Raw genomic sequence first — 20,248 nt, forward strand, 5'->3', positions numbered from 1 at the left:
AGTTGCCACAATTTCGCAACGATAAATCCGCATTGATGCGAGCAGACCGAATGGCGCATGGTCATCACCAAGGACCGCCTTATCCTTATATTGGCGGACAACATGCGCTGGGGTTGGCGGGCAGGACGATGGAATTCTCGACAGGTTGTGGCTGGACCAGGCTGCCGGTGCTGGCGGCCGCGTTCATCTTGGGCTCTGTGCTGACGGTTTCGGCGCAGATCATTCCGCCCTTCTCCCCACCCGCGGGCGCGTCCGACGAGGCCGAGACCGAGACGGCAGAGGCCCCCGACGTCAACGACCCCGACGTGCTCAAGGGCATCGACGTCGACAAGCTCGACTGGAGTCAACTCGCGGTCGACGCCGGCACCGGCATCGACCCGATCGCCGCCAAGAAGCGCGCCCAGGCCGCCGCCAAGGACGGCCTCGACTGGTCGTCGAATGCCAATGCGAACGGCTCCTCGGCGGTGACGGTGAAACAGTCCGTGTTCTCGTTCTGGGATACCCGAGTCGGCGCCGACATGACGGTGACCAGCGAGCCGCGGACGATGTCCGAGCTGCTGGCGCAAAAGGCCACCAATGGCGGCAACCTGCCGCAATCCTCCGGCAGCGCCTGGGCGACGGCGACCGCGCCCGGCGCCGGAGTAATCTGGGACAAGACCGCGGTGGAAGCCCGCGTCGATCCCGGCTCGGAACAGAGCAAGCTCGGGGCCTCGCTGACCAAATCGGTGCCGCTGTCCGGCGACACCTCGCTGACGCTGCAGAACGGCTATAGCGTCAACCAGCAAGGCACGAGTGCGGTCCCCGGCATCGGCGGCCACATCACCCGCAATTACGAGACCGACCAGTCCGCCAAGGTCACCCTCACCGACACCGGCACCAGCGTCACCGCCGGCCAGACGCTGTCGACCACGGACGACAAATGGCTGCGCAAGGTCGGCGCCGAGCAAAAGCTGTTCGACAACGTCACCGTCTCCGGCTCGGTCGGCGAGACCTCGCAGGGCGCGATCAACAAGAGCGTGACGGCGGGTTTCAAGAAGAGCTGGTAGGCCAAGCCTATACTCTTTGCCCTCATCCTGAGGGCGCTGTCTCGAAGGATCGAGGCCGCGCTGCGAGGGCGGGGCCGGCATGGTTCGAGACGCGCGCGAAGGGGCGTGCTCCTCACCATGAGGGGGTGGGTTCCGACGCGCGTTACCGCCATTCAGACTCTCGTAACCATACGCCACGGCAAAACCCCCGAATGGTCCGCCCTTGCCGCATCTCGGCCCATTTGCGGCCCAATTCCGGCGCCCTGATGCGGGCTGCCTCACAGACGTCGTCGTGCGGGGGACACTCGCGCTGCGCTCAACGCGAACAGGGGAATAACGATGAACGCCATGCGTCCGGAAAAGACCGAAGCCGCCGAGACCGAGACGGTCGACACCAACCTCGCTGCAGTTACGGAAGTCGAAGCCGGCATCCGCGACTTCGTCCGCAACGACATCGCCTATCTGCGCCGTCCGGCGGCGACGACCACCGACGCGGCCCCGCTCGATCCGAGCGCGGAGGCCACCGTCACCAACGTCAACTCGCTGATCCAGCGCGTCGCCGGCACCTCGCTCGCCGAGATCGAGAATCTGATCTCGGAGCTCGAGAGCCTGCGTGACCTGCTGCATGCCGAGGGCCAGCGCGTCCAGCGCGAGATCTCCGGCTACGCCCAGCTCAGCCAGGCCGCGATGAAGTCGACCCGCATGATCGCCGACAACGTCTCGCAGTGGAAGCGCGCCGCCGACGGCCTGCGCAATAGCTGATCGTACTGAGCATCACCGAACCGCCGCGTTCCGAAAGGAACGCGGCGATTTTGATTCTGGGGGGCCTGTGCCCCGGACGCGGTGCGGCACGCAGTGACGCGCCGCAGAGCCGGGGCCCATGGTCAGGATTCATGCGCGGCGCAATGGGTCCCGGCTCTGCGCCGCAGCGTTACACTCTGCAGCGCGTCCGGGACACGAGAGCGCACATTTGAACCCCCCGCGCCTCCCCGACGACCAATGCCAAGCGCCCGTGCCGCCTACGGCCGGGCTTGGGGATCTACTTCATGGAAAGCATTCGGCCCGACAACACGGACCCGATCTCGCTGCGGCCCGCGCCCAATCAGCTCGGCACGATCATGCTGCGTTTTGTCGGATTGCTGGTGGTTGCGATCGCGGTGCTGGCGTTCGTCTACAGCCGCTGAGGCGGGGCCGTTTTCCGGCCCCGAGAACTTAACAGATTCTTACCGGCTCGCGTCGACAGCCGAGGCTTCCAGGGTGTAGGCGCCATCGGCATAGCCCTTCACCACCATGCCGGCGACCAACATCACTGCCAGCGTCGCGGTAGCGAAGAGAAATCCGACAAGCTTGAGTGCGCCGCGATCTGCCATGGTCCTCGTCCCCTGTACTCTGCCCAATTCGTTTCAATTAGACAGCGACAGGTTCATAATTAGTTAGCAACTCACTGGTTCCGCCAAACTGCTTCGCGGTAACCATGTTGCGCAGGCTTATGGCAGCCGCCCGGAATCGCGTCCATAGCGCGCGGGCAACACTCGCGCACTCATTTGCCCGTTCATCTTGGAACAGATCTAATCGCTCTTCCGCATCGGCACGAAGGCGCTGGCGGTGATGGAATAGACGTCCTCGCCGCGCTGGTTGGTGCCGGTGGTGCGGGCGGTCAGGATGCCCCAGCCCGGGCGCGAGGCCGAAGTGCGCTTGTCGGTGACGACGTTGACGTAGGCGACGGTGTCGCCGGCGAGCACCGGCCTGATCCAGCGCAGATCGCGAAAGCCCGGCGAAGGTCCCCACACCGCAACCTCCTCACCGCGCGATACGGCCTCGCGCGCCAGGCGCTGGCCGTCGGCGACAAGCAGGCTCATGCAGGCCGAGCCGACGTGCCAGCCCGAGGCGGCAAGCCCGCCGAACAGCGAGCTCTTGCCCTCCTCCTCGTCGAGATGAAAACGCTGCGGATCGAACTTCGCGGCGAAATTCTTGATGGCCTCGGCCGTGAACGTATAGGTGCCGATCTCGCGGCGCTGGCCGATCTCGATGTCGTCGAAGAACCGCATCAGACCGCCCCCTCGCGCCGCTTGATCAGGATCGGCGAGGTCATCTCGCCCAGCGGCTCACCCTTGGCGTTGCGCACGGTGCATTTGAACTTGACGATGCCGAGCTCGGGGCGGCTCTTCGAGGGGCGCGCCTCCAACACGTCGACGTCGAGCATGAGATCGTCGCCGGGCCGGAGCGGCGAGAGCCAACGCACCTCGTCGACGCCGGGAGACCCCAGCGACGCGGCGCGGGTAATGAAACCGTCGGCCATCATCCGCATCATCAGCGAGCAGAGGTGCCAGCCCGAGCCGGACAGGCCACGCAGCATGCTCTTGCTGGCAGCCTCCTCGTCCAGATGCATTGGCTGCGGATCGAACTCGGCCGCGAAGGCCAAAATCTCGTCGCGGGTGACGTGGCGCGGGCCGAATGTTCCGAACCGGCCGGGCGGGAAATCTTCGAAGGTCAGGGTCATCTTGGGATTGGCTAGCGGAAATGACAGATTGTGGCCGCACTTTGCGGCAATCTCAACCCGCCGGCCCGCATGGCTCGTGCTACATACGGGGTGGCGGCGTTGGTCTTGAGTCGGATCAACCGAGGGCCAAGATCCATTTACCAAGGCCCGATGCCCTGGGGAGAGCAATGTTTTCATTCAGCGATCTGTTTCAGTGGGACCGCTTCATCACGCCGACGATCATCAAGACCTTCTATTGGCTGGTGATCGCGTTGATCTGCCTGTTCGGCCTCTCCGGCATCTTCTCCGGCCTGGCTGCGATGGCGATCAGTCCCTTCGGCGGCTTCCTGGTGCTGCTGTCGTCGATCGCCAGCGTCGTCGTCGGAATCGTATTCTCGCGCATCGCCGCGGAGCTGATCCTGATCGTCTTTCGCATCAACGAGCATCTCGGCGCCATAAGGGATCAGGGCGGCGGGTTGCGGTGAGGCAGACGCAGGTGGCGTAGTCACCGGCCTCGTAGGGTGGGCAAAGCGAAGCGTGCCCACGTCTTCCGTCGCAATATTGGTTAGATGGTGGGCACGGCGCGATGCGCCTTTGCCCACCCTACGGCACCGATGTTAGCGTCTTACGTATTAAACCGGAAATGCATCACGTCGCCGTCGGCGACGACGTATTCCTTACCTTCGAGGCGCAGCTTGCCGGCATCGCGGGCGCCGGCTTCGCCGCCAAGCGCCACGTAATCCTCGAACGCAATCGTCTCGGCGCGGATAAAACCCTTCTCGAAATCGGTATGGATCACGCCGGCCGCGCCCGGTGCCTTGGTGCCGCGGTAGATGGTCCAGGCGCGTGCTTCCTTCGGGCCCACCGTGAAGTAGGTGATGAGGTCGAGCAGCGTGTAGCCGGCGCGGATCAGGCGATCGAGGCCGGCCTCTTCGAGACCCAGCGTTTCCAGGAAGTCGGCACGTTCCTCACGCGAAATGGTGGCGATCTCGGATTCGATCTTGGCGGAGATGACGACGGCAACCGCGCCTTCCTTGGCGGCCTGCTCCTGCACCGCCTGGGAGAACGAATTGCCCGTTGCGGCCGAGCCTTCCTCGACGTTGCAGACATAGAGCACGGGCTTGGACGACAGCAGGCCGAGCATGCCGAAGGCGCGCTCCTCCTCCGCCTTGCGCTCGACGAGGCGCGCGGGCTTGCCTTCACGCAGCAGCACCAGGGTGCGGTTGACGAGGTCGAGCTGCTCCTTGGCGTCCTTGTCGTTGCCCTTGGCCTTCTTGGTGAGGTTGTCGACGCGCTTCTCGAGGCTGTCGAGGTCGGCGAGCATCAGCTCGGTCTCGATGGTCTCGATGTCGGCGAGCGGGGCGATCTTGCCCTCGACATGGGTGATGTCGGAATCTTCGAAGCAGCGCACGACATGCGCGATAGCATCGACCTCGCGGATGTTGGCGAGGAACTGGTTGCCGAGGCCTTCACCCTTGGACGCACCGCGCACGAGGCCGGCGATGTCGACGAAGGTCAGCCGGGTCGGGATGATCTGGCCGGACTTGGCGATCGCCGCGAGCTTGTCGAGCCTGGGATCGGGCACCGCGACCTCGCCGACATTCGGCTCGATGGTGCAGAACGGATAGTTCGCCGCCTGCGCCGCGGCCGTCTCGGTCAGCGCATTGAACAAGGTCGACTTGCCGACATTGGGCAATCCGACGATTCCGCATTTAAATCCCACGAGCGTTATTCCTTGCCGTTCTCGTCCTTGGTCAAAAATCCCTTCGCCTGCATGGCGAGATGCACCCTGTTGGCGAAGGTCGCGTCCGTGCCCTTGGCGACCAGGCCTGCGTGCTCGGCCACCGCTTCGCACAGCGCCGTCACCCAGTCGTTGTCGGCCTTGGCGAAGTCCGACAGCACGTGGCCGTGCACCAGTTCCTTGACGCCGGGATGACCGATGCCGAGTCGCACCCGGCGATAGTCGTTGCCGATATGCGCCGAGATCGAGCGCAGGCCGTTATGGCCGGCGATGCCGCCGCCGATCTTCACCCGCACCTTGCCCGGCGGCAGCTCGAGTTCATCGTGAAACACGGTGACGTCGCCCATGGCGATCTTGAAGAAGCTCGCCGCCTCCTGAACGCTGCGGCCGGAATCGTTCATGTAGGTCGTGGGCTTGAGCAGGATCACGCGCTCAGTGCCGAGCGTGCCTTCCGAGGTCTCGCCCTGAAAACGACGGCGCCATGGTGCGAAACCATGACGCCGCGCGATCTCGTCGACGGCCATGAAGCCGATATTGTGCCGGTTACGTGCGTATTTTGCGCCGGGATTGCCGAGCCCAACAAAGAGTCGCATGACGCGGCGCGCCCCTCGCTCGGCGCGCGATCAGGGACCGCGCGCCAGCTTTGAGAGATTACTTCTTCTTGTCGCCGCCGGCGGGAGCCTTGGCAGCCGCGGCAGGAGCAGCAGCGGCCGGAGCCGCAGCGCCAGCCGCCGGAGCAGCCGCAGCAGCGCCAGGAGCTGCAGCCGCAGCGGCGGCCTTCTGCTCTTCGGCGTAGCCGGACGGCGGCACGATGGTGACGAGGGTTGCGTCCTCGCGGGTCAGCGCCTTCACGCCGTTCGGCAGCTTGACGTCCGACAGATGCAAGGAGTGACCGATTTCCAGCGAGCCGACATCGGCCTCGATGTACTGCGGAATGCTCTCGACGCCGCATTCGAGCTCGATCGCATGGGCGACGATGTTGACCGTGCCGCCGCGCTTCACGCCCGGGGAGGCTTCCGACTTCACCACGTGCAAGGGCACGCTGATGCGGATGGTGGCGCCTTCGCCGAGCCGCATGAAGTCGACATGGATCGGGAAGTCCTTGACCGGATCGAGGTGGTAGTCACGCGGAATCACGCGGTGCTTCTTGCCCTCGAGATCGATGTCGACCAGCGTGGTCAGGAACCGGCCGGCGAGGATGCGCTGGCGCAGTTCGCGATCTTCGATCGAGATCGTGACGGGGGGCTGGTTGTTGCCATAGATCACTCCGGGCACTCGCCCGGCGCGACGCTCAGCCCGGGCGGCCCCCTTGCCGCTCTTCGGACGTGCGGTCGCCTTCAATTCCTTGACGGTCGTCGCCATGTCGTTAAGTCCTTGTTTTTGCAAAAGTTAATGGGCCGCAGCGCGGCCCATGGCATCGTTCGCAGCAAGCCTCCAGGGGTGCGGGGGCCACGAACTGGCGGGCTTTTACCCGGAAGATGCGGAAATGACAAGGAAATGCGAGGATTTTTTGTGCGGCCGGTATCCCGGGGAACACCGTCATCGCCGGGCTTGTCCCGGCCATCCACGTGTTGCCGGGCACCAGGTTAGACGTGGATGCCCGGGACAAGCCCGGGCATGACGACCTCAGCTCGGCGCCCCGCCGAGCTTGGCCTCCACCGCCGCGAGTCGCGCCTTCAGCGCCTCGTTCTCCTCGCGGGCCAGGCGGGCCATGTCCTTGACCGCCTCGAACTCCTCGCGCTTGACCAGATCCATGTCGCGCAGGAATTTTTCGGCCTGGGTGCGCAGCACCGTGTCGAACTCGCGCTTGACGCCCTGGGCGGCACCGGCGGCATCGTTCATCAGGCGGCCGATCTCGTCGAAAAACCGGTTGTTGGTCTGGGTCATTTCGGTCTCCTGGCGGCCTCTACTTTGCGCGAACTCTCGAAAAGACAATGGCAATCCGAGCGGAACGGTTCAAGGCCCGATCGGAGGTATCCTTGTCATGCCCCGGTTTCCTTGCAATCGTATTCATCGTCCCTGCATAAGAAGAATCACAAGGCGCATGAGATGATCGACCAGCAGATCGCGATCCCCACCAGGGACGGCCACACCGCAACCTTCATCAGCCATCCCGAACGTGGCGGGCCGTTTCCGGTCATCCTGTTCTACATGGACGCGCCGGCGATCCGCGAAGAGCTGCGCGACATGGCGCGCCGGCTCGCGACCTCGGGCTATTACGTGATGCTGCCGAACCTCTATTATCGCTCCGGCGTGATGGAGCTCGGCGCGCTTCCGGCCGACCCGAACGCGCCGGAGCGCAAGCGCATGTTCCAGCTGATGGGGTCGCTCACCATCCCCATGATCATGGACGACACCCGGGCGCTGCTCACCTATGCCGAGGGCCAGGCGGCCGCGAACACCAAGCTGGTCGGCACCGTTGGCTACTGCATGAGCGGCCGCTACGCCATCAACGCCGCCACGCATTTTCCTGACAGCGTCAAGGCAGCCGCCTCGGTCTACGGCGTGCAGCTGGCAACGGATCAGGCCGACAGCCCGCACCTGGCTGCGGCTAAGACCAAGGCCGAGCTCTATTTCGCCTGCGCCGAGACCGATGTCTACGCGCCGCCGGAGATTATCGAGAAAGTCAAAGAAGGCATGAACGGCGCCAAGGCCGAGGTCGAGATCTATCCCGGCACGCATCACGGCTTCGCCTTCCCCAAGCGCCCGGTCTATGACCGCGACGCCGCCGAGCGGCATTGGGAGCGCCTCTTGGCGCTCTATCGCCGCAATCTCGTCCAGATATAGAAGGCGAGATGCAGCTTCTTCTCATCGACTTCCCCGCCTTCAAGCCGATTGCGCTCGAGATCGGCCCGTTCGCGATCCGCTGGTATGCGCTGGCCTATATCTGCGGCATCGTGTTCGGCTGGCTCTATGCGCGCTCGCTGCTGAAGAAGGAGCGCCTGTGGGGCGGCCCCGCGCCGATGTCGCTGCTGCAGATTGACGACTTCATCCTCTGGGTCACGCTCGGCATCATTCTCGGCGGCCGCACCGGCTACGTGCTGTTCTACAATCTGCCCTTCTTCATCGATCATCCTGCCGCGATCTTCCGGTTGTGGGAGGGCGGCATGTCCTTCCATGGCGGCTTCCTCGGCTGCGTCGTCGCGGTGATGTGGTTCGCCTTTCGCAATGGCATCTCGATCCTGTCGCTCGGTGACATCACCACCGCGGTCGCCCCGGTCGGGCTGCTGCTCGGGCGCATCGCCAATTTCATCAACGGCGAATTGTGGGGCCGCGCCACCGATGCGAGCCTGCCCTGGGCGATGATCTTCCCCAACGATCCGACGCAGCTGCCGCGTCATCCGAGCCAGCTCTACGAGGCCGGCATGGAAGGTATCCTGCTGTTCACCGTGCTCGCGGTGATGATCCGGCTCGGCGCGCTGAAGCGGCCGGGCATGATCCTCGGCGCCTTCATCCTGATCTACGGTCTGACCCGGATCGCCGGCGAGCACTTCCGCGAACCGGACGCCCAGCTCGGTTTCCTCTGGGGCGGATTAACCATGGGCATGCTGCTGTCGATTCCGATGCTTATCGTGGGCGGCATACTTATTGTATTGGCAGTCCGGCGCGGTGCGCCGAAGCCCGCAGGGGCCGTTCGTTAATTCATTTCGAGAAGATAGCCGTGACCGAACAGCCGCTACTCAACGAGATCAAGGCGCTGATCAAATCCTCAGGTCCCATGCCGGTCTGGCGGTACATGGAACTGTGCCTGATGCATCCGCGCCATGGCTATTACGTCTCGCGCGATCCGCTCGGGCGTGAGGGCGACTTCACAACCTCACCCGAAGTCAGCCAGATGTTCGGCGAGCTCCTGGGGTTGTGGACCGCCTCGGTGTGGAAGCAGATGGGCTCGCCGCAGTTCCTGCGGCTGATCGAGCTCGGCCCCGGCCGCGGCACCATGATGGCGGACGCGTTGCGCGCCCTTCGCGTGCTGCCGCCGCTCTACCAGGCGCTTCACATCCACATGGTCGAAGTCAATCCCGTCTTGCGCGAGCGGCAGAATGCGACGCTGTCGGGCGTGCGCAACATCGCCTGGCACGACAGCATCGACGACGTGCCTGAGGGACCGAGCATCATCCTCGCCAACGAATATTTCGACGTGCTGCCGGTCCACCAGATGGTCCGCCACGAGAACGGCTGGCACGAGCGCGTCATCGAGATCGATCCCAACGGCAAGCTTCAATTCGGCGCAGCGCCCGAGCCGACGCCGCGCTTCGACGTGCTCCTGCCGCCGCTCGTGCGCGCCGCACCCGTCGGCGCCGTGTTCGAATGGCGCCCCGACGGCGAGATCATGAAGCTCGCCACGCGCGTCCGCGACCAGGACGGCGCGGCGCTGATCATCGACTATGGCCATTTGCGCAGCGATGCCGGCGACACGTTCCAGGCGATCGCGCGCCACACCTTCGCCGATCCCTTGAAGGCGCCGGGCCAGGCCGACGTCACCGCTCATGTCGACTTCCAGGCGCTGGCGCGCGCGGCCGAAGATGTCGGCGCGCGCGTGCACGGGCCGGTGACGCAAGGCGACTTCCTCAAGCGGATCGGCATCGACACAAGGGCCGCCGCCTTGATGCAGAAGGCAACGCCGGAGGTCGCCACCGACATTTCGATCGCCCTCAAGCGGCTGACGGATACCGGGCGCGGCGGCATGGGCTCGATGTTCAAGGTGCTCGGCATCTCCGAGCCGCGGTTGACAGGCATTGCCGGCCTCAGCGATCTCGAACAGGCCGGAGAAGCCTCATGACGCTCGCTTCGTCGCTGCTGTCGGCTGTGCCCGGCCTGCGCCACTCGTTCTTCACCCGCGAAGGCGGCGTCTCCAGTGGCATCTACTCCGCGCTGAACGGCGGCCTCGGCTCCAATGACGATCAGGCCCTTGTCGCGGAGAACCGCCGCCGCATGGCCGAGCATGTCGGCGTCGCGCCGGAACGCTTCCTCAGCCTGCACCAGATCCATTCGCCCGACGTGCTCGTCGCAGAAGCGCCGTGGCCGAACGGGCCGCGGCCGAAGGGCGATGCGCTGGTGACGAACACGCCCGGCATCGCGCTCGGCGTCTCCACAGCCGATTGCGGGCCGGTGCTGTTCGTCGATCCCAACGCGCGCGTGATCGGTGGCGCCCATGCGGGATGGAAGGGCGCGCTGACGGGCGTGCTGGAGGCGACGATTCTAGCGATGGAAAAACTCGGCGCGACGCGCAGCGGCATCATCGCCGCGATCGGGCCCTTGATCCGACAGGACAGCTACGAGGTCGGCAACGAGTTCGTGGCGCGCTTCATCGAGGCCGATGCCGACAACGCTGTGTTCTTCATCCCCTCGGTGCGGGAGGGACACGCGATGTTCGATCTCGCCGGCTTCATCCGCAAGCGGCTGGAGGCCGCCGGCATCCTGATGATCGACGATCTCGGCGTCGACACCTACGCCGACGAGCGCTTCTTCAGCTATCGCCGCTCGGTGCATCGCAAGGAGCCGGATTACGGCCGCCACGTCCACGCGATCGCGCTGGAAGCGTGAACACAAGGGCAACACTGTGTGTCATTCCGGGCCTCGCGAAGCGTGAACCCGGAATCCATCGTGCAGCATTCACGCGGCGAAATGGATTCCGGGCTCGCGCCAAGTGGCGCGCCCCGGAATGACCGTGTGTTGTGTCGCTCCCGCCCTAGACCTTAATCGATTTTAACGATATCGCTGCCCTCCATAATGAGGGACGCGTCATTCATCCTGGGCCGTGCGGGTTCGCGCGTGCTGGCGGTCATGCTGCTCGCGGCAGCGACCGCGCTTGGCGGCTGCGCCGGCGGCGGTGGGGCCGCCAACTCCTATGCGATGGCGCCGAGCGCCGGCTCCGGGGCAACGGTCGCCTTCGAATCGATCGACGGGCCGCCGCCGCAGGTGTTCGACCGCATGGTCGGCGTGATCGACAGCGAATCCAAGCTGCGCAGCCTGTCCGTCGTCTCCCGCGAAGGGACCGCCGCCTACCGCGTGCGCAGCTATCTCTCCGCCCAGGTGGTGCGCGGCAAGACGGTGATCGCCTGGGTCTGGGACGTCTACGACGCCAACCAGCAACGGGCGCTGCGCCTCTCCGGCGAGGAACCGACCTCGGCCAAAGGCGGCCGCGATCCGTGGGGAGCAGCTGACGACCTCGTGCTGCGGAAGATCGCCCAGGCCGGATTCAGCGGACTTTCCAACATGATCAACGGAACGCCGGATGCCCCGGGCACGGCTCCTGGCTTGCGGGGCCCGGCGGTGGCGAGCGTGATCCCGCAGGGCCCAGTGGCGGAGATGCCGGCCACGGCACTCGGCTACGCCGACCGATAACCCCCGCTAAACCACGGCCTCAAGTTGCGGCCAAGCCGTTGGCCCGACTCAGGATTTCGAAGGGAAAACGTAGCATCCCGGGTTGCCATTGCAGCCTCCGGCCTGATATTTCCTCGCCCGTCGTAACCGTGCTTCCAGTGGGATCTGAGATGTTGAACGTCGTATCCAGCAAAGCGCGGGAGGAAGCGTCTATGTCGGCCAAAAACGGCTCCATCAAGCTCGTCGCCGGCAACTCCAATCCGGCCCTCGCGCAGGCGATCGCGCAGGGCCTGGACCTGCCGCTGACCAAGGCGGTGGTGCGGCGCTTCGCCGACATGGAGATCTTCGTCGAGATCCAGGAGAACGTGCGCGGCTCGGATGCCTTCATCATCCAGTCGACTTCGTTCCCGGCGAACGACCATCTGATGGAATTGCTGATCATCACCGACGCGCTGCGCCGCTCCTCGGCGCGCCGCATCACGGCGGTGCTGCCCTATTTCGGCTACGCCCGGCAGGACCGTAAGTCGGGCTCGCGCACGCCGATCTCGGCCAAGCTGGTCGCCAACCTGATCACGCAGGCCGGCGTCGACCGCGTCATGACGCTCGATCTGCACGCCGGCCAGATCCAGGGCTTCTTCGACATCCCGACCGACAACCTTTACGCGGCGCCACTGATGGTGCGCGACATCAAGGAGAGGTTCGACCTCTCCAAGACCATGGTGATCTCGCCCGACGTCGGCGGCGTGGCCCGCGCGCGCGGCCTCGCCAAGCGCATCAACACTCCGCTCGCGATCGTCGACAAGCGCCGCGAACGGGCGGGCGAATCCGAGGTCATGAACGTGATCGGCGACGTCGCCGGCTACACCTGTATCCTGATCGACGACATCGTGGACTCCGGCGGAACGCTGGTGAACGCGGCCGACGCGCTGATCGCCAAGGGTGCCAAGGACGTCTACGCCTACATCACCCACGGCGTGCTCTCCGGCGGCGCGGCCGCCCGCATCGCGGGCTCGCGGCTGAAGGAGCTCGTGATCACCGATTCGATCCTGCCGACGGACGCGGTGACCAAGGCGCCGAACATCCGCACGCTGCCGATCGCCAGCCTGATCTCCGACGCGATCGCGCGCACGGCGGCGGAAGAGTCGGTGTCGAGCCTGTTCGACTGACACCGTCATTCCGGGGCGGCGCGAGAGCGCCGAACCCGGAATCCATCTTGCAGCAATCCGTGTCGATCAATGGATTCCGGGCTCGCGCTTCGCGCGCCCCGGAATGACCATGCCTACCCCACGATCCCCGCCGCGACCTGGCCGCGCAGGCGTTCCAGGCCGAGCAACGTCTCCGCACAAGCGGCCGCGACCTCGACGCCCTTGATCGCAAAATGCTTGCGGAAGAAGTCGTAGTGCACCTCGGTCTCGTGGAATTGCTGCGGCGTCAGCACCGCGGAGAACACCGGCACTTCGGTGCGCAGCTGCACGTCCATCAACGCCTTGATCACGGTGTCGGCGACGAATTCGTGGCGATAGATGCCACCATCGACGACCAGGCCGGCCGCGACGATGGCGGTATAGCGCCGCGTCTTGGCGAGGACCTGCGCGTGCAGCGGGATCTCGAACGAGCCAGGTACCTCGAACACGTCGACATGGGTGAGATGGCGCGCCTCGGCCTCCTTGATGAAGGCGATACGCGCCTCCTCGACCACGTCGCGGTGCCAGCAGGCCTGCACGAAGGCCACCCGCTGCGGCTTGGCAAAGCGCGGGTGGTCGGGCGCCGGGTCATGCGGAACCGGCGGTTGGGCGGCTTCAGAAGTTTCGGTTTTGGGGTCTTGCAGCATCTGATTCATGGCTTTCCTTCTCAAGGACCAGAATCAGGGCACACGGAACGACAAACAGCCGCATCTTGCGATGCGTCTGCCTCCGACCGTTCTCTTTCATCCGGACTTTAACCGTCGGCTTCGGAGTTGCACCGAATCTGCTGACCCTTCCCCTCGGCAAGAAGACCTTAGGCAAGGCGCTCGCGGGCTTAGGCCTTTCGGCCCTTACCGCCGGTGGGGACTTTCACCCCGCCCTGAGAACATCGGCCGTCCGGGATGAACGGCCTGGCTGGAAATATGACGCCAGCCGGCGGCCGCAGCAAGCGTGTTCCGCATGGGGAAAGCGCATGGTCCCATGCCGTCATGGCGGCCCGGCCCTCGCGCGGCGGAATTAACGAATGGCGCCCTCCCCCGCGAATCCGATTCCGGTTTGTTCTCATCCATCCGGATCGAGGACTTCCCTCCGTTAAGAATTGTGGCGGAGATGAGCTGTGGACGAACGAGTCCTGACTTGTGGACGGACTCGGGACCCCGTTGCGCAGATTCCGCAAATCACATCACTTGATCCGCGACAGGCCCGCGCTGATCCGAGGGATCGCACCAGCGACGTTGAGGGAGCGTGCCGGGCCGACCGCGTGCGTATCAAGGACAACAAGAAGGCAAGAGGTCGAGACGGCATGTCCCTGCTCGAAAGCACTATCGATTCCAAAAGCCATCCGCTCGCGGTGGTCGAGGATATCGCTGCCAGCAACAACTGGCCGTTCGAACGCTCCGGCGAGGACGAACTCACCATTGTCTCCAAGGGACAATGGACCGACTACCAGCTCTCCTTCACCTGGATGGGCGAGATCGAGGCGCTGCATCTGGCCTGCGCGTTCGACATGAAGATTCCGGTTGCGCGCCGCGGCGAGGTGCAGCGGCTCGTCGCCGCCGTGAACGAGCAGTTGTGGGTCGGTCATTTCGATTTGTGGACCAACACCGGCATGGTCATGCACCGCCAGGCCCTGGTGCTGCCCGGCGGCCTGACCGCCTCGACCGCGCAATGCGAGGCCATGCTCGCCGGCGCCATCCACGCCTGCGAGCGCTATTTCCCCGCGTTCCAGTTCGTGGTGTGGGCGGGCAAGACCACGACCGAAGCGATGGACGCGGCGATGTTCGACACGGTGGGAGAGGCGTAAGTCTCGCCCAGCGCTGCGCCGTCGTCCCGGACAAGCGAAGCGAAGATCCGGGGCCATACCGCGTGATGCCTCTTGTGGCGCGCGGCTTGTTGCTCTGCTCTCGATCCACTAGAACCGCCGGTGGTTATGGGTCCCTGCGTTCGCAGGGACGACACCGTTTGCAAGGTGATCGCAGTGGCAGATAGCAGCACCCTCCAAAACATCACCGGCACCATCCTCCTCGCCGGCGCCGGCAAGATGGGCGGCGCGATGCTCACCGGATGGCTGTCGGGCGGACTCGACCCGCGCCGTGTCGCGGTGGTCGATCCGCACATCTCGCCCGAGATCACCGCGCTTGCCGCCAAGGGCGTCGCGCTCAATCCTGATGTGACAACGGTCGGCACGGTTGAGACGCTGGTCGTCGCGGTGAAACCGCAGATGTTCCGCGAGGCCGGCGCGAAGCTGAAATCGTTCGTCTCGGACAAGACCTCGGTGGTCTCGATCATGGCGGGAACCACAATCGCATCGCTTGCCGAGGTCTGCGGCGGCGCCGTGGTGCGCGCGATGCCGAACACGCCGGCCGCGATCGGCCGCGGCATCACCGTTGCGGTCGCCGCGAAGAACGTCAGCGCCGCGCAGCGCGCGGTGGCCGATGCGCTGCTGCGCGCCACCGGCTCAGTCGAATGGGTCGATGACGAGAGCCTGATGGACGCGGTGACCGCCGTCTCCGGCTCCGGCCCGGCCTATGTGTTTCTGCTCGCCGAGGAGCTCGCCCGCGCCGGCGTCGAGGCCGGATTGCCCGAGTCGCTCGCGACCAGGCTGGCGCGCGAGACCGTGGCCGGCTCCGGCGAGCTGCTGCACCAGTCGGAGCTGCCATCGAGCACGTTGCGTCAGAACGTCACCTCGCCCGGCGGCACCACGGCCGCCGCGCTCGGTGTGCTGATGGCCGAGCCGGGTCTGCGAGATCTCATGATCCGCGCGATCGCGGCGGCGACAAAGCGGTCGAAGGAATTGGCGAAGTAAGCAGGTGCCGTAGGGTGGGTTAGGCGAAGCCGTAACCCACCTCTTCTATTTCCGAGGACGCAGACCTGGTGGATTACGCCAAGCGGTCTACGCTTCGCGTAGTCCGCAGGGCTAATCCACCCTACGGCGTCGTGCCCGCGGCTAACCGCCTGTTGAACATCTCGACATTGACGAGCCCGCGCGCGTGGCGGCCTTCGCCGAGCTTGCGCGTGCCCTCGAACGCCTCGACCTCGAAGCGGATGACGCGGCGTTCGACGGCGACGACCTTCGCGGTGGTCCGCACCGTCGCGCCGACGAGCGCGGCTGCGAGATGGCGGATGTCGACCTCGGTGCCGACAGTGACCCAGCCGGGCTGAAGCGCAGCGCGGATCGAATCGCCCGCGGTCATCTCCATTTCCAGGATCATCATCGGCGTCGCGTAGACAAACGGCATGCCCGGCACGAAATGCCCGACCGTGCGCTCCGCCGGGACCACCAGCGTGCGCTCGGCATTCATGCCGACCTTGATGAAATCGCGTGCGTCCATGGTGCCTCAAACTCCGCTGTCGTCCCGGACAAGCGAGCGTAGCGAGCGCTGATCCGGGACCCATAACCACAGGATCGAGTTTGGCGAAGATTCGGAGTTACCAGCTGGCCAGATAACCGCTCCCTGTGGTTATGGGTCCCGGATCTGCGCTGACGCTTGTCCGGGACGACAGCGGTGAATGCCGAACCGCCAGTGGCTATTTCTTCGCCGCCGCCGCGCGCTCCACGAAGGTCTTGCCGCCCTTCATCTTGTGACGGAGCGGGGCTTCGTTGATCTGGATGACGACGGCATCGGCATCGACGCCGAGATTCTTCACCAACGCCTGGGTGATGTCGCGCATCATGCCGGCCTTCTGCTCGTCGGTGCGGCCTTCGGCCATGCTGACAGTGATCTCAGGCATTGTTTTCTCCCTGTTGCTGTCGTCATGGCCGGGCTTGTCCCGGCCATTCACGTGCTTATCCATCAAACAAGACGTCGATGCCCGGGACAAGCCCGGGCATGACGGCCTGGCGGAATAGCTATCCCCACTTTACGTCATGACGGGCCAGGACCTCACGCACCTTGGTGACGAGATCGGCTTCGCTGCACGAGAACTGCGCCGGTCGGCTCTCGCGCCATTCCTGGTTGGAGGCGATCGCCGCGGCCGCCTTCGCGCCTTCGATCAGATCCTTGATCTGCAGCTCGCTGCGCGCCTTTTCATCCGAGCCCTGGATGATCACGCACGGTGAATTGCGGCGGTCGGCATATTTGAGCTGGTTGCCCATGTTCTTGGGATTGCCGAGATAGAGCTCGGCGCGGATGCCGGCGGTGCGCAAGCTAGCCACCATCTTCTGATAGTCGGCGACGCGGTCGCGGTCGAACACGGTCACGACGACGGGACCGAACTCCGGCTTGGTGTCGAGCTTGCCGAGCAGCGTCAGCGCGGCCTGGAGCCGCGAGACGCCGATCGAGAAGCCGGTCGCCGGCACCGGCTCGCCGCGGAAGCGCGAGACGAGACCATCATAGCGACCGCCGCCGCCGACCGAGCCGAAGCGCACCGGGCGGCCTTTCTCGTCCTTGGTCTCGAGCAGCAGTTCGACCTCGTAGACGGGGCCGGTGTAATACTCGAGACCGCGCACGACGGACGGATCGATCTTGATGCGGTCCGCACCGTAACCCGACGCCGTGACCAGCTTGGCAATCTCTTCCAGCTCGCTGACGCCGGCTTGACCGATCTCGCTCTTGGCGAGGTAGGTTTCGGCCGCGGCAATGGCCTCTTTCCAATCGTCGCGCGGCTTGGTGATGGCGAGCACGACGTCAGCTTCAGCGGCGCTCAGATTGGCGCCCTTGGTGAAGTCGCCCTTGCCTTCCTCGCCGCCGTCCCATCGTCCTGGGCCAAGCAGCTTGCGCACTTCATCGGCGGAAAACTTGTCGAGCTTGTCGATCGCGCGCAGCACGGTCAGCCTGCGGCCTGCGTTCTCGTCGCCACCGAGCCCGATGGCTTCCAGCACGCCGTCGAGCACTTTGCGGTTGTTGACCTTCACGACATAGGAGCCGCGCGCGATGCCGAGCGCCTCCATCGTGTCCGCGGCCATCATGCAGATCTCGGCATCCGCCGCCGGCGTTGCCGAGCCGACGGTGTCGGCGTCGAACTGCATGAACTGCCGGAATCGGCCCGGGCCGGGCTTTTCGTTGCGGAAGACATGGCCGACCCGGTAGCTGCGGTAGGGCAAGACAAGAGCGTCGGTGCCGTAGCGCTCGCCGACGTAGCGGGCGAGTGGCGCGGTCAAATCGTAGCGCAGGCTGATCCACTGCTCGTCGTCGTCCTGGAACGAGAACACGCCTTCGTTCGGACGGTCCTGGTCGGGCAGGAACTTGCCGAGCGCGTCGGTGTATTCCATCGCCGGCGTCTCCACCGGCTCGAAGCCGTAGAGCTCGTAGACGGCGCGGATCTTCTCGACCATCTCGCGCGTCGCCCGGATCGCTGAGGGATCGCGATCCTCGAGCCCGCGCGGCAGGCGCGCCTTCAGTTTCTGGGGTTTTTTGGGTTTCTCGGCCATGCGCGGCATTTACCAGCCGGGGCGCGAAGCGGCAACCGGTGCTTAGGGGACGCCGTCATTCCGGGGCGATGCGCAAGCATCGAACCCGGAATCTCGAGATTCCGGGTCTGGTCCTTCGGACCATCCCGGAATGACGGCCAACCTTTACGGCTTCTCCATCCGCGCTCTCAGGGCATCCGCGTCCGCCTTCGGCAGCGACTTCAGCGTCGGCTTGATGGTTTCGCCGCCGACGATCTTGCCGTTGCGCATGAACATCCAGTCCGAGATGTCGGCCTCGCCAAATTCGACCTTGTCGCCTGCCCGCTTGCCCGGCAGGTCGCGCGGCTCGTTGGCGAACAGGCCGGAATAGGCCCCATTCGGCAGCTTCTTCACCTCGCCGATCCAGATGTGCTCACCGCCCTTGCGGGTCGAGAAGCGCACCTTCAGGGCGTGCCCAGCCTCCGACGGCTTCGGCGTGTCATAGGAGGCCCAGAAAGTTGGAAGCGAGCCACGGGCGCGCGCGATCGCGGCATTCATCTCGGGATCGCTGGTGCGCACATCGACGATCGGCGAGCGATCTTGCGCGACCACCTCATGCATCGGGCCGATGGTCAGGATGCCGAAAACGGAAACGCCGGCGATTGCGGCGAGAACGACCCATTTCATGGGTTGGGAGAGTTTCGTTGCCATGGTTGCGAAGTCCTGATGTCCAGATGTGTCCAGACTTTGTCGCATGTCGGCAACGGCACGTTCAGTGCACGAAAAACCACAAACGATGCGCGTTTCCCCTCTCCTCACGAGAGGGGAAACGCGCATCGCCGCATCTCAAAACACCTTGCGGATCCAGTTGTGGGGATCGTTGGTGCGGCCGTACTGGATGTCGACGAGCTGCTTGCGCAGGCCCATGGCGACGGGGCCGGCGGCGCCGCCGCTGATTTCGAAATCACCGCTCACCGAGCGCACCTTGCCGATCGGCGAGATCACGGCCGCTGTGCCACAGGCAAACGCTTCCTTCAGCTTGCCGCTGGCCGCATCCTTGCGCCACTGGTCGAGCGAATACGGCTCCTCGCGCACGGTCTTGCCGGCATCCTTGGCCAGCGCGATGATGGAATCGCGGGTGATGCCGGGCAGGATGGTGCCGAGCGGCGGCGTCGAGAGCGAACCGTCATCGAACACGAAGAACACGTTCATGCCGCCGAGCTCCTCGATGTAACGGCGCTCGACCGCGTCGAGGAAGACGACCTGATCACAGCCATGCTGGATCGCTTCGGCCTGGGCGCGCAGGCTCGCGGCATAGTTGCCGCCGCATTTAACGGCACCGGTGCCGCCGACGGCCGCGCGCGTGTAATTCTCCGAGACCCAGATCGACACCGGCGCAGGCCCGCCCTTGAAGTAGGAGCCGACCGGCGAAGCGATGACGGCGAAGATATATTCGGACGACGGCTTGACGCCGAGGAAGGTCTCGCTCGCGATCATGAAGGGTCGCAGGTAGAGGCTGCCCTCGCCACCCGGCATCCAGGCGCGGTCGATACGCACGACCTGCTCGACCGCCTCGATGAAGACGTCCTCGGGCAGCTGCGCCATCGCCATGCGGTCGGCGGAATCCTTGAAGCGCCGCGCATTGGCGTCGGGACGGAACAGGTTCACGCCGCCATCGTCGCGCTTGTAGGCCTTGAGGCCCTCGAAGATTTCCTGGGCGTAGTGCAGCACCGCGCCGGCCGGATCCATCTGGAAATTGGCGCGTGCCTCGATCTTCGCCTCGTACCAGCCGCCCTTGGCCTGGTTGTAGCGCACGATCGCCATGTGATCGGTGAAGACTCGTCCGAAGCCGGGGTCCACCAGCTTGGCCACGCGGTCCTTCTCGGACGTCGGATTGGATGCGGGCTGGATGTCGAATTTCATGCTCATGTCCTTGCCTCCCGCTTGCCGGTGGCGGCGCCGTTCTGGCGCCGGCCTGCCCTTTTCGGGCCCGGCTGGCTTGATTGGTTTTAGGCCGGACCGCCGCCAGCCTTGTTACGGCCGGTTTCCGTGGCCAGCATATCGCCGAGGACATGCTTTTGCGGAAGGCGGAAGTCCAGTATGTTTTGCCGAAACGCCGCTCGACAATCGCACGGTAGATCTGATCCGGCCGTCGTCGCCTGTCCG

At 65.1% G+C, this 20,248-nt stretch carries 25 protein-coding genes and 1 riboswitch; of the genes, 12 read left to right on the forward strand and 13 right to left on the reverse strand.

Translation table 11 applies throughout. The features are described from left to right. Nucleotides 1–128: 128 nt before the first annotated feature. From XI03_RS18010 to XI03_RS18020, 3 genes are all read left to right on the forward strand, one after another. On the forward strand, nucleotides 129–1,046 hold the full coding sequence (locus tag XI03_RS18010) for a hypothetical protein (protein ID WP_271592841.1): 918 nt from the start codon (nucleotides 129–131) through the stop codon (nucleotides 1,044–1,046). 318 nt (nucleotides 1,047–1,364) lie between these two features. Further along, nucleotides 1,365–1,787: a hypothetical protein gene (locus tag XI03_RS18015; RefSeq protein WP_091958487.1), complete on the forward strand. Its 423-nt coding sequence runs from the start codon at nucleotides 1,365–1,367 to the stop codon at nucleotides 1,785–1,787. A 284-nt stretch (nucleotides 1,788–2,071) separates the two neighbouring features. Next, complete coding sequence (locus XI03_RS18020; RefSeq protein WP_164936752.1) at nucleotides 2,072–2,209, forward strand: hypothetical protein; 138 nt, start codon at nucleotides 2,072–2,074, stop codon at nucleotides 2,207–2,209. Nucleotides 2,210–2,248: 39 nt separating this feature from the next. Here the strand turns inward: XI03_RS18020 and XI03_RS18025 are convergent, their stop codons facing one another. The 3 genes from XI03_RS18025 to XI03_RS18035 all read right to left on the reverse strand — a co-directional run bounded on the left by XI03_RS18025 (nucleotide 2,249) and on the right by XI03_RS18035 (nucleotide 3,525). Further along, nucleotides 2,249–2,395, reverse strand: a complete 147-nt coding sequence (locus XI03_RS18025; RefSeq protein WP_028140176.1) for a hypothetical protein — start codon at nucleotides 2,393–2,395, stop codon at nucleotides 2,249–2,251. 198 nt (nucleotides 2,396–2,593) lie between these two features. Then, the gene (locus XI03_RS18030; protein WP_271592842.1) at nucleotides 2,594–3,073 is read right to left on the reverse strand and encodes a MaoC family dehydratase; all 480 of its coding nucleotides are present in this window, start codon (nucleotides 3,071–3,073) and stop codon (nucleotides 2,594–2,596) included. Beyond that, nucleotides 3,073–3,525 carry a MaoC family dehydratase gene (locus XI03_RS18035; RefSeq protein ID WP_028140174.1) on the reverse strand — a complete coding sequence of 151 codons (453 nt, stop codon included), beginning with the start codon at nucleotides 3,523–3,525 and terminating at the stop codon, nucleotides 3,073–3,075. Before XI03_RS18035 ends, XI03_RS18030 begins: the two co-directional genes overlap by 1 nt. A 167-nt stretch (nucleotides 3,526–3,692) precedes the next feature. On the opposite strand from XI03_RS18035, the gene XI03_RS18040 reads away from it, so the two are divergent. After that, a complete protein-coding gene (locus XI03_RS18040) occupies nucleotides 3,693–3,989 on the forward strand; it encodes a DUF4282 domain-containing protein (RefSeq protein WP_038947458.1) in 297 nt (98 codons plus the stop codon). 140 nt (nucleotides 3,990–4,129) lie between these two features. Here the strand turns inward: XI03_RS18040 and ychF are convergent, their stop codons facing one another. The 4 genes from ychF to XI03_RS18060 all read right to left on the reverse strand — a co-directional run bounded on the left by ychF (nucleotide 4,130) and on the right by XI03_RS18060 (nucleotide 7,132). Then, nucleotides 4,130–5,227, reverse strand: coding sequence for a redox-regulated ATPase YchF (gene ychF, locus XI03_RS18045; RefSeq protein ID WP_028140173.1), 1,098 nt, complete (start codon nucleotides 5,225–5,227; stop codon nucleotides 4,130–4,132). A gap of 5 nt (nucleotides 5,228–5,232) precedes the next feature. After that, nucleotides 5,233–5,838, reverse strand: coding sequence for an aminoacyl-tRNA hydrolase (gene pth / locus XI03_RS18050; protein ID WP_028140172.1), 606 nt, complete (start codon nucleotides 5,836–5,838; stop codon nucleotides 5,233–5,235). 58 nt (nucleotides 5,839–5,896) lie between these two features. Further along, entirely contained in the window at nucleotides 5,897–6,607 is a 711-nt protein-coding gene (locus tag XI03_RS18055) for a 50S ribosomal protein L25/general stress protein Ctc (protein ID WP_028140171.1), read from the reverse strand. A gap of 264 nt (nucleotides 6,608–6,871) precedes the next feature. Then, nucleotides 6,872–7,132: an accessory factor UbiK family protein gene (locus XI03_RS18060; RefSeq protein WP_095424820.1), complete on the reverse strand. Its 261-nt coding sequence runs from the start codon at nucleotides 7,130–7,132 to the stop codon at nucleotides 6,872–6,874. 162 nt (nucleotides 7,133–7,294) lie between these two features. Between XI03_RS18060 and XI03_RS18065 the strand changes: the two genes are divergently transcribed. The 6 genes from XI03_RS18065 to XI03_RS18090 all read left to right on the forward strand — a co-directional run bounded on the left by XI03_RS18065 (nucleotide 7,295) and on the right by XI03_RS18090 (nucleotide 12,735). Next, the gene (locus XI03_RS18065) at nucleotides 7,295–8,032 is read left to right on the forward strand and encodes a dienelactone hydrolase family protein (protein ID WP_271592843.1); all 738 of its coding nucleotides are present in this window, start codon (nucleotides 7,295–7,297) and stop codon (nucleotides 8,030–8,032) included. A gap of 8 nt (nucleotides 8,033–8,040) precedes the next feature. Next, nucleotides 8,041–8,886: a prolipoprotein diacylglyceryl transferase gene (gene lgt / locus XI03_RS18070; RefSeq protein ID WP_038947460.1), complete on the forward strand. Its 846-nt coding sequence runs from the start codon at nucleotides 8,041–8,043 to the stop codon at nucleotides 8,884–8,886. Between the two features lie 20 nt (nucleotides 8,887–8,906). Then, nucleotides 8,907–10,025 (forward strand): class I SAM-dependent methyltransferase, encoded by a 1,119-nt coding sequence (locus tag XI03_RS18075; protein ID WP_271592844.1) that lies wholly within the window; start codon nucleotides 8,907–8,909, stop codon nucleotides 10,023–10,025. Further along, on the forward strand, nucleotides 10,022–10,789 hold the full coding sequence (gene pgeF, locus XI03_RS18080; protein ID WP_271592845.1) for a peptidoglycan editing factor PgeF: 768 nt from the start codon (nucleotides 10,022–10,024) through the stop codon (nucleotides 10,787–10,789). The genes XI03_RS18075 and pgeF overlap by 4 nt, the downstream gene beginning before the upstream one ends. A gap of 186 nt (nucleotides 10,790–10,975) precedes the next feature. Continuing rightward, nucleotides 10,976–11,590 carry a hypothetical protein gene (locus XI03_RS18085; RefSeq protein WP_028140165.1) on the forward strand — a complete coding sequence of 205 codons (615 nt, stop codon included), beginning with the start codon at nucleotides 10,976–10,978 and terminating at the stop codon, nucleotides 11,588–11,590. 191 nt (nucleotides 11,591–11,781) lie between these two features. After that, nucleotides 11,782–12,735, forward strand: a complete 954-nt coding sequence (locus XI03_RS18090) for a ribose-phosphate pyrophosphokinase (RefSeq protein ID WP_026202002.1) — start codon at nucleotides 11,782–11,784, stop codon at nucleotides 12,733–12,735. A gap of 113 nt (nucleotides 12,736–12,848) precedes the next feature. Here XI03_RS18090 and XI03_RS18095 read toward each other — a convergent pair whose 3' ends face one another. Further along, a complete protein-coding gene (locus XI03_RS18095; RefSeq protein WP_038947465.1) occupies nucleotides 12,849–13,409 on the reverse strand; it encodes a 6,7-dimethyl-8-ribityllumazine synthase in 561 nt (186 codons plus the stop codon). A 75-nt stretch (nucleotides 13,410–13,484) separates the two neighbouring features. Next, nucleotides 13,485–13,645, reverse strand: a riboswitch (FMN riboswitch). Nucleotides 13,646–14,056: 411 nt separating this feature from the next. Here XI03_RS18095 and XI03_RS18100 point away from each other — a divergent pair. Both XI03_RS18100 and proC read left to right on the forward strand, forming a co-directional pair. Then, the gene (locus tag XI03_RS18100; RefSeq protein ID WP_028140163.1) at nucleotides 14,057–14,557 is read left to right on the forward strand and encodes a YbjN domain-containing protein; all 501 of its coding nucleotides are present in this window, start codon (nucleotides 14,057–14,059) and stop codon (nucleotides 14,555–14,557) included. Between the two features lie 126 nt (nucleotides 14,558–14,683). Further along, entirely contained in the window at nucleotides 14,684–15,559 is an 876-nt protein-coding gene (gene proC / locus XI03_RS18105; RefSeq protein WP_271592893.1) for a pyrroline-5-carboxylate reductase, read from the forward strand. Nucleotides 15,560–15,680: 121 nt separating this feature from the next. On the opposite strand, the gene XI03_RS18110 is transcribed toward proC, so the two are convergent. From XI03_RS18110 to XI03_RS18130, 5 genes are all read right to left on the reverse strand, one after another. Next, the gene (locus XI03_RS18110; protein ID WP_271592846.1) at nucleotides 15,681–16,085 is read right to left on the reverse strand and encodes a thioesterase family protein; all 405 of its coding nucleotides are present in this window, start codon (nucleotides 16,083–16,085) and stop codon (nucleotides 15,681–15,683) included. A 196-nt stretch (nucleotides 16,086–16,281) separates the two neighbouring features. Then, nucleotides 16,282–16,548 carry a tautomerase family protein gene (locus tag XI03_RS18115; protein ID WP_109866587.1) on the reverse strand — a complete coding sequence of 89 codons (267 nt, stop codon included), beginning with the start codon at nucleotides 16,546–16,548 and terminating at the stop codon, nucleotides 16,282–16,284. 55 nt (nucleotides 16,549–16,603) lie between these two features. Further along, nucleotides 16,604–18,124 (reverse strand): histidine--tRNA ligase, encoded by a 1,521-nt coding sequence (gene hisS / locus XI03_RS18120; RefSeq protein WP_271592847.1) that lies wholly within the window; start codon nucleotides 18,122–18,124, stop codon nucleotides 16,604–16,606. 144 nt (nucleotides 18,125–18,268) lie between these two features. Continuing rightward, nucleotides 18,269–18,793 carry a YegJ family protein gene (locus XI03_RS18125; protein ID WP_271592848.1) on the reverse strand — a complete coding sequence of 175 codons (525 nt, stop codon included), beginning with the start codon at nucleotides 18,791–18,793 and terminating at the stop codon, nucleotides 18,269–18,271. A 135-nt stretch (nucleotides 18,794–18,928) separates the two neighbouring features. Beyond that, the gene (locus XI03_RS18130) at nucleotides 18,929–20,011 is read right to left on the reverse strand and encodes a branched-chain amino acid aminotransferase (RefSeq protein WP_028140158.1); all 1,083 of its coding nucleotides are present in this window, start codon (nucleotides 20,009–20,011) and stop codon (nucleotides 18,929–18,931) included. Between the last annotated feature and the right edge of the window lie 237 nt (nucleotides 20,012–20,248).

Origin of the sequence: Bradyrhizobium sp. CCBAU 65884 (assembly GCF_028128835.1) — a bacterium.
In the GTDB taxonomy this organism is placed as follows: domain Bacteria; phylum Pseudomonadota; class Alphaproteobacteria; order Rhizobiales; family Xanthobacteraceae; genus Bradyrhizobium; species Bradyrhizobium ottawaense.

Coding starts and splice junctions, on each gene's coding strand:
- XI03_RS18015 (WP_091958487.1), top strand. CDS start 1,365: ATGAACGCCATGCGTCCGGAAAAGACCGAAGCCGCCGAGACCGAGACG.
- XI03_RS18115 (WP_109866587.1), bottom strand. CDS start 16,548: ATGGATAAGCACGTGAATGGCCGGGACAAGCCCGGCCATGACGACAGC.
- XI03_RS18055 (WP_028140171.1), bottom strand. CDS start 6,607: ATGGCGACGACCGTCAAGGAATTGAAGGCGACCGCACGTCCGAAGAGC.
- XI03_RS18030 (WP_271592842.1), bottom strand. CDS start 3,073: ATGCGGTTCTTCGACGACATCGAGATCGGCCAGCGCCGCGAGATCGGC.
- XI03_RS18100 (WP_028140163.1), top strand. CDS start 14,057: ATGTCCCTGCTCGAAAGCACTATCGATTCCAAAAGCCATCCGCTCGCG.
- XI03_RS18025 (WP_028140176.1), bottom strand. CDS start 2,395: ATGGCAGATCGCGGCGCACTCAAGCTTGTCGGATTTCTCTTCGCTACC.
- XI03_RS18110 (WP_271592846.1), bottom strand. CDS start 16,085: ATGGACGCACGCGATTTCATCAAGGTCGGCATGAATGCCGAGCGCACG.
- proC (WP_271592893.1), top strand. CDS start 14,684: ATGGGTCCCTGCGTTCGCAGGGACGACACCGTTTGCAAGGTGATCGCA.
- XI03_RS18095 (WP_038947465.1), bottom strand. CDS start 13,409: ATGAATCAGATGCTGCAAGACCCCAAAACCGAAACTTCTGAAGCCGCC.
- XI03_RS18085 (WP_028140165.1), top strand. CDS start 10,976: ATGAGGGACGCGTCATTCATCCTGGGCCGTGCGGGTTCGCGCGTGCTG.
- lgt (WP_038947460.1), top strand. CDS start 8,041: ATGCAGCTTCTTCTCATCGACTTCCCCGCCTTCAAGCCGATTGCGCTC.
- XI03_RS18090 (WP_026202002.1), top strand. CDS start 11,782: ATGTCGGCCAAAAACGGCTCCATCAAGCTCGTCGCCGGCAACTCCAAT.
- hisS (WP_271592847.1), bottom strand. CDS start 18,124: ATGGCCGAGAAACCCAAAAAACCCCAGAAACTGAAGGCGCGCCTGCCG.
- XI03_RS18125 (WP_271592848.1), bottom strand. CDS start 18,793: ATGGCAACGAAACTCTCCCAACCCATGAAATGGGTCGTTCTCGCCGCA.
- XI03_RS18035 (WP_028140174.1), bottom strand. CDS start 3,525: ATGACCCTGACCTTCGAAGATTTCCCGCCCGGCCGGTTCGGAACATTC.
- XI03_RS18010 (WP_271592841.1), top strand. CDS start 129: ATGGAATTCTCGACAGGTTGTGGCTGGACCAGGCTGCCGGTGCTGGCG.
- XI03_RS18020 (WP_164936752.1), top strand. CDS start 2,072: ATGGAAAGCATTCGGCCCGACAACACGGACCCGATCTCGCTGCGGCCC.
- pth (WP_028140172.1), bottom strand. CDS start 5,838: ATGCGACTCTTTGTTGGGCTCGGCAATCCCGGCGCAAAATACGCACGT.
- pgeF (WP_271592845.1), top strand. CDS start 10,022: ATGACGCTCGCTTCGTCGCTGCTGTCGGCTGTGCCCGGCCTGCGCCAC.
- XI03_RS18060 (WP_095424820.1), bottom strand. CDS start 7,132: ATGACCCAGACCAACAACCGGTTTTTCGACGAGATCGGCCGCCTGATG.
- XI03_RS18040 (WP_038947458.1), top strand. CDS start 3,693: ATGTTTTCATTCAGCGATCTGTTTCAGTGGGACCGCTTCATCACGCCG.
- XI03_RS18130 (WP_028140158.1), bottom strand. CDS start 20,011: ATGAGCATGAAATTCGACATCCAGCCCGCATCCAATCCGACGTCCGAG.
- XI03_RS18065 (WP_271592843.1), top strand. CDS start 7,295: ATGATCGACCAGCAGATCGCGATCCCCACCAGGGACGGCCACACCGCA.